This window comes from Microbacterium sp. CCH5-D1 (assembly GCF_001557335.1).
In the GTDB taxonomy this organism is placed as follows: Bacteria; Actinomycetota; Actinomycetes; order Actinomycetales; family Microbacteriaceae; genus Microbacterium; species Microbacterium oxydans.
Map to the genome: position 1 here is coordinate 1 of NZ_LSJW01000170.1, position 10,600 is coordinate 10,600.

A 10,600-nucleotide genomic window follows, 5' to 3' on the forward strand; every position below is an offset into this window, starting at 1 on the left:
CGAAGTCGTACGAGGTCATCGTGTGGAAGCAGCACTCGATGCCCGATGCGAGCACGATCTACGGGCGGAGCACCGTTACGGTGACCGGCGCGCAGTGGGACACGCTGTTCCCTGCGGGGCCGACGACGACGACGGTGAAGACGGCGACGGCGAAGGACGGCCTGACCGTCAACGCGGCAGCCACGAACCTCGGCGAGATCCCCGGCGCCTACGTCGCACTGATCGAGGCCGGGACCGAGGCGGAGGTGAGCGCCGACGGCGGTTTCCTCGCGATGCAGTATGTGCAGAAGGTCACGTTCGGTGCCTTCGCGGTCGACCTCACGACCGCGGCGAAGAACCTCGACCGCACGAAGTCGTACGAGGTGATCGTGTGGAAGCAGCACTCGATGCCCGATGCGAGCACGATCTACGCGCGCTCCACCGTGACCATCACGCCGGCGCAGTGGGATGCCCTGCTCGACGTGAAGAACCCTGAAGTACCGGAGACACCGGGCACACCGGTCACGCCGACCGCTCCGGCGGCGAGCGTTCCGGGCGGCTCCCTCCGCTGGGCCATCTCCTCGTCGTTCACCGACTACATCACGGGCAACATCGCGAAGGGGTCCATCGCGGTCTCCGACGGCGCGACCCGTTCCGGCGGTCAGTTCCAGTTCGGCCAGACCGTCGGGGGCGACTTCGACGTGAACACCGGTCTCGGCAGCGTCGTGTACCGCGGATCGGTGCGCTTCACCGGACACCAGGGCGTGCTGGACGTGACGGTCTCGAACCCGTCGATCCGCATCACCTCGACGAACGCCGCGACTCTGTACGTCACCAGTGGCGGCGCGCAGGTGCCGTTCGCGACGCTCGATCTGTCCGGGGCGGCGCGCGTCGCTGCCAACGGCGCGGTGACCTACACGGCGGCTCCCGCGGCGCTGACCGCTGAGGGACGCGATCGGGTGCTCTCGGGCTACGGCACGGCACTGAACCCGGTGACCTTCACGATCGGCTCGGTCGCCTCAGCGCCCGCCGGATCGAGCGGCACGGTCGCCGCGGCGGTCGTGAAGCCGAAGGTCACGCTGCCGTCGACCCCGCCGGCGACCGCGGGAATCGAGGCCGACGAGGCCGCTCTGGCCGCACTCGCCGCGGGGCAGCCCGCGACGGTGTCCGCATCCGGATTCCGGGCGAACGAGCAGGGGATCAAGGTCGTCGTGTACTCGACCCCCGTGCTCCTCGACACGGTGGCGGCCGATGAGAACGGTGTCGCGACCTGGTCGGGTGCCCTTCCCGCCGCCCTCGAGGACGGCGAGCACACGCTCACGTTCCAGGGCTCCGTCAACCGTGGTCTGGTGTTCACCCTGAACAGGGCGACGGCGGCGATCGGCGTCTGCACGGTGGAGGGCGCCACGCTCAAGTGGGGCTACAAGGAGTCGTTCCGCACCTACATCGAGGGCATCGCGAAGGGGGGCTGGACCCTGACCGACGTGACCTATGAGTACCCCGACTACGTGTGGGGGAACGGGGCGGGATCCCTGGACGACGAGAGCCTCGCCGGCCTGATCACCTTCGGCGGCAGCATCACCTTCACGGGTCATGACGGCGCGCTGAACACGACACTCGCGAACGCGGCGGTCGAACTCGCGGGAGACAAGGGCTACCTCGTCTTCGACGTGACCGGCACGACGCAGGGCGGGGAGAGCATCGATCAGAAGGGGGTCCGCCTCGCGGAGTTCGCCCTCGGTGATGCCGCAGTCGTCGACGGCGCGCTGACGCTCGACGCGATCCCCACGACGCTGACCGAGGCCGGGGCCTCAGCCTTCGGCACCTACGCCGCGGGGGAGGAGCTCGATCCGGTCACGGCTGTCATCCCGGTCGGCGCGGACTGCGGCGTCGAGGCGGAGAAGCCGGAATCCGACTCGGAGGCGACTGCGGTGGTGACTGCCGCGGAAGAGCCCGCCGACGCCGAGGGTGCTCCGGTGTGGCCGTGGATCGTCGGTGGCCTGGTCGTGGTCGCCCTCGCTGCGACCGGCGGTGTGCTGATCGCCCGTCGCAACCGGGTGGCGGAGACCGCCGAGACGACCACCGAGGTCTGATCGCGGTGACACGGAACGGCCCTCCCCGCAGCAGACGTGGGGAGGGCCGTTCTGCCGCTCGTGACACCGGTGCACGGCGGCCGTCGTCGGTGGGACAATGGAGACATGACCCCCACCGACTCGCACCAGACCGTCGAAGCGACCGTGCGCCGCGTGCCGCGGTACGGCGTGCTCATGGGCATCGGCGTCGTGGTCGGTGTGATCGCGGCCGGCATCCTCACCTGGACCGGCAGCTTCGACGAGTCTCAGGCCCTCGACATCGTCTACCCGCCCGGCCAGGTGTTCGGCTTCCTGTTGCTGTGGACGGTCCCGATCGGGATCGCCCTGGGGGGCGTCGTCGGCCTGATCCTGGAGCGTCTCGCCCGTCGCCATGACCGGGTCGTGCGGGTCGACCGCGAGACCGTCGTCGACGAGGACTGACCGCTACGCCAACTCGGCGATCACCGGACGGATCGCGGCATCGAATGCCACGACATCGCGGCGCAGTCCATCGGTCACGGCGACCGTGAGAGCCCCGATCCACCAGATACCGCGCTGCGAGAACGGCAGCACCTGCACGTTCAGCTCGAACGAGTGGGCCCGGCGACCGACCTCGCGCTCGAACTCCGCGATCGCGCTGGCATACGCGCGGTAGGCATCGCCGCCCGTATGGCTCTTCATCGAGGTCACGTACCTGTCGTGCGCGGCACGCGCATACAGCAGGGCCGACGTCGCCTGGGGTGCGATCGCCGCCATCAGCTCCTCGGCACCGCGGGCGGGCAGCGCGACCAGGGTGTCGAATCCGTCGATGAGTTCGAGCGGCACATCCGAGGGGTGGGCGCGAGGTTCCACGGTCATGTCCCAGTAGTGGCGCCACTGCGCTTCGAGATCGGGCGAGGCGTCGGCGGCATCGGGGGCGCGGACGGCGAGTTCCCGCAGGCTCGGCAGGTCTTCGGGAACCCGGATCCCGAGTTGTTGCCGCAGTGCGAGCGCGACGAGCACCGGAACGCTCGCGTCTTCGCGGATGAGCCACTGCGGCTTGTCTGCCATGGCCCCATCGTAGGCGGATGGTCGACGGCGGCGGCCCTCCGGGTTCATATGTCGTCGGGTGAGAACTCGGGTGGACGCTTGGCGAGGAATGCCCGGATGCCCTTGTCTCTGTCCTGATGCGTGAAGGCGATGCCGTACAACCGCGTCTCCTCCGCAAAGGCCGTGCTCCTGTCTTCCTGCACAGCGGCTCGCAGCGCCTGACGGGCCATCGCGGTGGCGGCGCGCGAGCGGCGTGGTCCGGACGAGAGAGCAGCGACCGCCTCGCGCAGGACGCCGTCCCTCGGCGCGAGACGGGTCGCGAGGCCGTGCGCTTGCGCCCCGACACCGTTCAAGGCCCGACCGGTGAGCACCATCTCCGCCGCCAGTCCTGGCCCCACCCGCTCGACGAGTCGCCGAACTCCCCCGAAGCCGGGAAGGAGGCCGAGAGTCGGCTCCGGCAGAGCGAAGTGAGAATCCGGTGTCGCGTAGATGGTGTCGCAGGCGAGCGCCAGCTCCAGGCCGCCCCCTACCGCGGGGCCGTCGACGCACGCGATCGTCGGGCACGGCGAATCCTCGATCTGCGACAGGAGCGACTTCGCTGCCAGGGCGATCCGTCGTCCTGCTGCGGCCGGGTCGTCGGACACCCGCGCGACGTGCAACTCGCCGATGTCGGCTCCGGCGCAGAACGCGGACCCGGCTCCGCTGAGCACGATGCCGGACAGCGTCAGGTGCTCGAGGGTGCGGAAGGCGCGACCGAGCTCGGTGAGCATGAGGGCGGACAGCGCGTTCCGCCGCTCCGGTCGCTGCAGCCGGATGTGGGCGACGGGACCCTTCGCGATGGCCTCGATCGTCTCGTAGCTGTGCTCCATGGTCTCCCGATCGCCGTTCATGAGTCCCAGATCGCGCCGAAGGCGGGGATCCCCTGCTGTTCGAGTCCTTCGACGATGGACCAGGTGGTGGTGCTGTTCGAGATGCAGATCACTGCTTCGGCTCCTGTCGTGGTGACGGCGTGGCGGGCGAGGGCGAGGAGGTCGGGCTTGCCGTCGGAGGCGGTGTCCCAGACGAGGGCATCGGGGACGGCCCTGCGGATCTCGGCGACCAGCTCGGTCCCGTAGGTGCTCTGCGGAGCGCGTGCAGACCAGACCAGGTGTGCCGGCGCCGTGCCGGCGAGCAGATGCGGCAGGCACGGACCGATGCCACTGCCGGTGGCCACCCAGACCACCTTCCGGAACAGCTTGTCGATGTTGCCGACGCCGGCGGTCGGGATGCCCTTGACCCACACGTATCGTGGCTTGTCGTCGATGAATCTGCTCGTCCAGTCGCCGGCGCGCGAGATCGTCAGCCGGAAACCCGGCTCGCCGGGCGACGGCACGTTCGCGAAGGAGTGCCATTCGAGCAGCGGATTGCGACTGATCGACGTGGAGGACCCGGCGAACGGGGTGACGCCGTAGTCGAACCGGGCGATCGCGACGTGGCTCGACGGTGTCGAGATGTCGACCGGGACCCTCCGCAGCCGCATCCAGGGGAGCGCGACGCTCACCGTCGTGGCGAGGAGGAGCCAGAGCCCAGCGGAGGAGAGCACCTGCAGGAGCGAGGCCTGCGCGTCGACGAGCGTCGCGACCGTCTGCACCCAGACGAGGACCAGCAGCAGCCAACCGCCCAACCGGTGCGTGACCTCGAAGGCGTCGTGCCATCGCGCACGCAGGGGCGGCAGGGCGGTGACGAGCATCGCGATGAGGACCGACGAGCCCAGGACCGCGGTGATCGCGAACAGAGGCGAGGGCCCGTCGGAGATCGTGAGCACGCAGAACGCGACGTACCAGGCGGTCGCGCTCACGGCGGCGCCGACGTGCACCCCGCCGAAGCTGTAGATCTTGCCGAGACCCCACCTCACGCGAAGCGGGGCCGTGGAGCGGATGCTCGTCGCCAGCCGGAACAGGGCGTTGATCACATATTGCTGACGGACGATCGCCGCCACGAACACGTTGACACCGGCGACGACGAATGCCTGCTCCGCGGTCGGAGACGGATTCGCAGCCCACGCGACGAGATTCAGCAGGACGGTCGCCAGCGCGAGACGGTTGTACGGCCTGAGACGGCGGGACCGCCGCAGCCGGGACCACCGGCCCGGGACCGGCGGTGTGTCGAGCGTCGCTGCGGAGAGTGAGACGCCGGTCATGCCACTCGCCTCGGTCGTGCGCCCGTATCGATCATGCGCAGCACCGCCGCGCGGTCGGCCTTGCCCCGTGCCGTCAGGGGGATCCGATCGACGGTGATGATGTCGGACGGCACGCAGTAGTACGGAAGCAGCGCGGCGACGGCGGCCCGTGCGGCCTCGGGGTCTGCGCTCGCCGGGGTGATCACGGCCCCGAGGCGTCGCGCGTCGAGTTGCACGGTGACCGCCGTGGTGCAGGACAGGCTCGTCTCCAGCGCCCGCGACACCGAATCGAGTTCGACGCGGAATCCGCGTACCTTCACCTGGTCGTCCGTGCGGCTCAGGTGCTCGAGTTCGCCGCGAGACGTCCAGCGGCCGACATCGCGGGTGCGGAACATCCGCCCGCCGTCGGCAGAGAAGGGATCGGGGAGATAGCGCTGCGCCGTCAGTTCCGGATCACCGATGTACCCGAGGGTGACGCCGGCGCCGCCGACCCACATCTCGCCGATCTCCCCCGCGGGAACCGGTTGCCGTTCGTCGTCGAGCACATAGACCGTCGTGCCGGGAACGGGGGTCCCGATCGACAGTGCTCGGCCGGGAACATGCTCCACGAGGGTGTTGATGATCGTGATCTCCGTCGGCCCGCACGAGTTCAGGAAGCGATGCTCCGCCGCCCACTCGTCGGCCAGCGCCTGTGGGCAGCGCTCGCCGGCGACGACGACGGTGCGCGCGTGGCAGCGTGCGGACGAGAGGGTGCTCACGATGCTGGGCGTCGCGATGAGCACATCGACCTGCTCGGCGGTCTCGGCGATGTCGGAGCCGCGGATCACCAGAGTTCCACCGTTGACCAGCGTTCCGAGGATCTCCCACATGGCCATGTCGAACGCGATGTTGAGCACCTGGCCGACCGTCGTCCCTCGGCCGATGCCCAGATCACCCGGGGTATTGCGGAACAGGTTCACGAGGTTGCCGTCCGTGACCTGGACGCCGTTGGGCGATCCCGTGGTGCCTGAGGTGTAGATCACGGCGCAGACGTCCGACGCGCGCCGGTCCACGGATGCGCGCGTCATGACCGCTCCTGTGTCGTCGAGCTGCGTGTCGTCGATCAGGGCGGTGTCGATCACCATCGCGTCGACGGCGTCCGGCATGGCGTCGAGGAACTCCTCGGTCGTGAGTGCGATGCGCATGCGCGATGAGGCCGCCACTCGACCGAGCAGCATCCGTGGGGAGATCCGTGCATCCTGGGGGGCATACGCCGCGCCGGTCTTCAGCACGGCCAGGATGCCGATGACCATCGGGATCGAACGCTGCACGAACACGCCCACCACGTCACCGCGTCCGACGCCACGCGAACGCAGCCGCGCGGACAGTGTCTCGGCGGCTCGATCGAGCTCGGCGTAGGTCATCGCGGCGGACAGGTGCCGCACCGCCGTCTCGTCGGGCTGCCGATCGACTCGCGCTTCGAAAAGAGCGGTGACGGTCGAGTCCGGTACTTCGTGCGCGGCCGAACGCGCGGGTGAGGCCGCCGAGGCAGCAGGGGCGATCGAATCGGTCATCGAGTGTCCTTTCCCTCCGCCCCGCATGCGGATCCCGTGGCCGGAAGGACGACGACGGATCGGGGCGTGAGCGCCAACGCTAAGGAGCGCCTCGGCGGGTGGGGGGAGTTCTTTCAGAACGGTAAGGAACCGAGGGGTCTCGTAACTTCGGGCGTCATCATGTCGACCCGGAACCGGTCCGGACCGCCGAAGGTCCCGCCTCGGACTTCGCGGAGAGAGTGGCCTGCTCCGGGCGGTAGGCTGGGGGCGTGGCTGCCTCCCCCACCAACCCCTATTCCGAAGCCGGCGTCGACACCGCTGCAGGTGATCTCGCCGTCGAGCTGATGAAGTCCTCCGTACGCGCGACGCACGGCCCCGAAGTGCTCGGCGGTGTCGGCGGATTCGCCGGCCTGTTCGACGCCAGCGCGCTGCGCGACTTCCGTCGTCCGCTGCTCGCGACCAGTACCGACGGCGTCGGCACGAAGGTCGCGATCGCGCAGGCCATCGACAAGCACGACACGATCGGCCAGGACCTCGTCGGCATGGTCGTCGACGACATCGTGGTGGTGGGCGCGAAGCCTCTCTTCATGACCGACTACATCGCGTGCGGCAAGGTCTATCCGCAGCGCATCGCCGACATCGTGCGCGGCATCGCCGAGGCATGCTCCGCGACCGGCACGGCTCTGGTCGGCGGCGAGACGGCGGAGCACCCCGGTCTGCTCGGACCGCGCGACTACGACGTGGCGGGGGCGGCGACGGGTGTGGTCGAGGCGGATGCGATCCTGGGCGCCGACCGCGTGCAGGATGGCGACGCGGTCATCGCCGTGGCTTCCAGCGGACTGCACTCCAACGGCTACTCCCTCGTGCGGCACATCATCACCGGTGCCGGCATCTCCTACGGCGACAACGCCGCTGACTTCGGAACCACGTGGGGCGAGGCGCTCCTCGAGCCGACCCGCCTGTACACGCTTCCGCTGCTGCGCCTGATCGAGCAGCTGTCCGGCGGCGTCCACGCGCTCAGCCATGTCACCGGCGGCGGCATCGCGGCGAACCTCGCCCGCGTGCTCCCGCAGGGCAGCTGGGCCGAGGTCGACCGCAGCAGCTGGTCGCCGAGTCCGGTCTTCCGTGTGCTCAGCGACATCGCCGGCTCCACGCTGGAATCTGCCGAGGGCACCTGGAACCTCGGCATCGGATTCCTCGCGGTGGTCGCCGCGGACAAGAAGGACGCCGCGATCGCCGCTCTGAACGCCGAGGGCATGCCCTCGTGGCAGGTCGGGACCGTGGGCTTCGGCCCGCGTCCAGCCGGTGAATTCGAACAGGGCGCCAAGGGCGTCGATGGTGGAGCAGTGCGCCTCGTCGGCGCCTATGCGGACGGAGCGAAGTAAGAGCCCATGTGCGGCATCGTCGGAATGGTGGGCTCTGCCCCGGTCAATCAGGACATCTACGACGCACTCCTGCTGCTGCAGCACCGCGGCCAGGATGCGACGGGCATCGCGACCGCCGAGGCGAACGGCGTGATGCACAACGCCAAGGCACAGGGCATGGTCCGCGAGGCCTTCCGCACCCGAGACATGCGCGCCCTGCTCGGCAACGTGGGTCTGGGTCATGTGCGCTATGCCACCAAGGGCACGGCCTCGAACGAGGAGGAGATGCAGCCGTTCTACGTGAACGCGCCGTACGGCATCATCCTCATCCACAACGGCAACCTCACCAACACGCGTGAGCTCACGGCCGACATGGCCAAGCGCGACCGTCGCCACCTGAACTCCTCGAGCGACACCGAGCTGCTGCTCAACGTGCTCGCGGGTGAGCTGCAGAACACCACCTCGACCGTCGACCTCGACCCCGAGCGGGTGTTCGAGGCCGTCGCCCGCACGCACGAGCGCATCGAGGGCGCCTATGCGGTGATCGCGGTGATCGCCGGATACGGTCTGCTCGCCTTCCGTGACCCCTTCGGCATCCGCCCGCTGATCCTGGGCCGTCGTCCTTCGACCGTCCCAGAGGCCGAGGGCAAGGACGAGTGGGTCGTCGCGAGCGAGTCGCTGGTGCTCGAGAACGGCGACTACGAGGTCGTGCGCGAGGTCGAGCCCGGTGAGGCCGTCTTCATCACCAACGACGGCGAGCTGTTCTCCCAGCAGTGCGCCACCGCCGCGACGCTCGCGCCCTGCGCGTTCGAGTACGTCTACCTCGCCCGCCCCGACTCCGTCATGAACGGCATCTCCGTCTACGAGTCGCGTCTGCGCATGGGCGACAAGCTCGCCGACACGATCGCCAAGCATGTGCCGATGGACAAGATCGACGTGGTCATGCCGATCCCCGACTCCTCGCGCCCCGCCGCGATGGAGGTCGCCCGCAAGCTCGGCATCGAGTACCGCGAGGGCTTCTACAAGAACCGCTACGTCGGCCGCACCTTCATCATGCCGGGGCAGGCGGTGCGCAAGAAGAGCGTCCGCCAGAAGCTCAACGCGATGTCGACCGAGTTCCAGGGCAAGAACGTGCTCCTCATCGACGACTCGATCGTGCGGGGAACGACCTCCAAGGAGATCATCCAGATGGCGCGGGATGCCGGAGCCGCCTCCGTCACCTTCGCGTCGGCAGCACCGCCCGTGCGGCACCCGCACGTCTACGGGATCAACATGCCGTCCCGTCACGAGCTCATCGCCCACGGACGCACGATCCCCGAGATCGCCGACGAGCTCGGCTGCGACCACCTCGTGTATCAGGAGGTCGAAGACCTCAAGGCCGCGATCACCGAGGGCTCCGTGCTCACGGATCTCGACATGAGCTGCTTCGACGGTCGATATGTGACCGGCACGGTCTCCGACGAGTATCTCGCCTGGGTGGAGGGGTCGCAGACTTCATGACGATGCCGAGCGCACGACCGCTGTGGCAGGGTCGGGCTCTCGCACTCGTGGGGATCGTCCTGGTGGCGTTCTCGCTGCGTTCCGCGGTCGCCTCCCTGTCGCCGGTCATCGATCACGTCGCCGCGGACTTCCCGGTCTCGCCCGTCGTGATCGGTCTGATCGGTGCCGCGCCTCCGGTGTGCTTCGCGATCTTCGGTCTGCTCACGCCCCTGTTCGAGCGGCGGTTCGGTCTGGAGCGGATGGCCGTCGCCGCGATCACGCTGATGGCGGCCGGCATGCTCCTGCGCGGCGTCGCGCAGGACTCGACGAGCCTGCTCGCGGCCACCGCTCTCGTGTTCGCGGGTGTCGGTTCCGGCAACGTGCTGCTGCCGCCGTTGGTCAAGAAGTACTTCGCGGACCGTCTCGGCGTCATGATGACGGCCTACTCGACCACGCTCGCCGTCTCGACGTTCCTGCCACCTCTGGTCGCGGTTCCCGTCGCCGACAGTCTCGGCTGGCGGGTGTCGCTCGGCATGTGGGGTGTGGTGGCCGCTCTCGCTCTGGTTCCCTGGATCACGCTGCTGGTGCGTTCACACTCCGAGCCCGACGACCGCGCGATGACCACGGAGCTGCTTGTCCCGGATCCGACCGACGGCGTGGACGACGTCCGCGACGCGGTGGCCGCATCCACCGGACCCATCACGACCCAGTCCGCCAACCCGAAGGCGTTCGGGCGGCTGTGGCGGCTGCCGCTGGCCTGGTCGCTCGCTCTCGTGTTCGGCACCTCGTCCACCATGGCGTACGTCGCTTTCGCGTGGCTGCCCACCATGCTCGTCGACATCGGCGGCGTCACCCCGGCCACGGCAGGGTTCCTGCTGTCGCTGTTCGCTCTGGTGGGTCTGCCGTGTTCGATGCTCGTCCCCGTGCTCGTGGTGCGTTTCCAGGCCACCAGGCCCCTGTTCTTTGTGGCAGTGGCGGCGGGACTGG

At 69.1% G+C, this 10,600-nt stretch carries 9 protein-coding genes; 5 read left to right on the top strand and 4 right to left on the bottom strand.

All coding sequences use genetic code 11. The annotated features are described in order from the left end of the window. The coding region (locus AX744_RS10340) for an HtaA domain-containing protein (protein ID WP_197429213.1) at window positions 1–2,072 on the top strand (2,072 nt) is incomplete at its 5' end. A 105-nt stretch (window positions 2,073–2,177) separates the two neighbouring features. Further along, a complete protein-coding gene (locus tag AX744_RS10345) occupies window positions 2,178–2,492 on the top strand; it encodes a hypothetical protein (protein ID WP_058631637.1) in 315 nt (104 codons plus the stop codon). Window positions 2,493–2,495: 3 nt separating this feature from the next. On the opposite strand, the gene AX744_RS10350 is transcribed toward AX744_RS10345, so the two are convergent. From AX744_RS10350 to AX744_RS10365, 4 genes are read right to left on the bottom strand one after another with little or no spacing between them, the layout of a single operon-like run. After that, a complete protein-coding gene (locus AX744_RS10350) occupies window positions 2,496–3,101 on the bottom strand; it encodes a zinc-binding alcohol dehydrogenase (protein ID WP_082108549.1) in 606 nt (201 codons plus the stop codon). Window positions 3,102–3,145: 44 nt separating this feature from the next. Continuing rightward, complete coding sequence (locus tag AX744_RS10355) at window positions 3,146–3,970, bottom strand: enoyl-CoA hydratase/isomerase family protein (protein ID WP_061016731.1); 825 nt, start codon at window positions 3,968–3,970, stop codon at window positions 3,146–3,148. Further along, window positions 3,967–5,259: a hypothetical protein gene (locus tag AX744_RS10360; protein WP_061016733.1), complete on the bottom strand. Its 1,293-nt coding sequence runs from the start codon at window positions 5,257–5,259 to the stop codon at window positions 3,967–3,969. The genes AX744_RS10355 and AX744_RS10360 overlap by 4 nt, the downstream gene beginning before the upstream one ends. Beyond that, window positions 5,256–6,791 carry an amino acid adenylation domain-containing protein gene (locus AX744_RS10365; protein ID WP_061016735.1) on the bottom strand — a complete coding sequence of 512 codons (1,536 nt, stop codon included), beginning with the start codon at window positions 6,789–6,791 and terminating at the stop codon, window positions 5,256–5,258. Before AX744_RS10365 ends, AX744_RS10360 begins: the two co-directional genes overlap by 4 nt. Before the next feature lie 248 nt (window positions 6,792–7,039). Here AX744_RS10365 and purM point away from each other — a divergent pair, with 248 nt between their 5' ends. The 3 genes from purM to AX744_RS10380 form a co-directional block, all read left to right on the top strand. Further along, window positions 7,040–8,155 (top strand): phosphoribosylformylglycinamidine cyclo-ligase, encoded by a 1,116-nt coding sequence (gene purM / locus AX744_RS10370; protein ID WP_046746859.1) that lies wholly within the window; start codon window positions 7,040–7,042, stop codon window positions 8,153–8,155. A 6-nt stretch (window positions 8,156–8,161) separates the two neighbouring features. Continuing rightward, window positions 8,162–9,634, top strand: a complete 1,473-nt coding sequence (gene purF / locus AX744_RS10375) for an amidophosphoribosyltransferase (RefSeq protein WP_058631642.1) — start codon at window positions 8,162–8,164, stop codon at window positions 9,632–9,634. Next, window positions 9,631–10,600: MFS transporter (locus tag AX744_RS10380; RefSeq protein ID WP_061016737.1), on the top strand; the 970-nt coding region annotated here is incomplete at its 3' end. The genes purF and AX744_RS10380, both read left to right, overlap by 4 nt.

Excerpts from the sequence above, each read along its gene's own strand:
- AX744_RS10350 (WP_082108549.1), bottom strand. The coding sequence starts at position 3,101 with ATGGCAGACAAGCCGCAGTGGCTCATCCGCGAAGACGCGAGCGTTCCG.
- AX744_RS10355 (WP_061016731.1), bottom strand. The coding sequence starts at position 3,970 with ATGAACGGCGATCGGGAGACCATGGAGCACAGCTACGAGACGATCGAG.
- AX744_RS10360 (WP_061016733.1), bottom strand. The coding sequence starts at position 5,259 with ATGACCGGCGTCTCACTCTCCGCAGCGACGCTCGACACACCGCCGGTC.
- AX744_RS10345 (WP_058631637.1), top strand. The coding sequence starts at position 2,178 with ATGACCCCCACCGACTCGCACCAGACCGTCGAAGCGACCGTGCGCCGC.
- AX744_RS10365 (WP_061016735.1), bottom strand. The coding sequence starts at position 6,791 with ATGACCGATTCGATCGCCCCTGCTGCCTCGGCGGCCTCACCCGCGCGT.
- purF (WP_058631642.1), top strand. The coding sequence starts at position 8,162 with ATGTGCGGCATCGTCGGAATGGTGGGCTCTGCCCCGGTCAATCAGGAC.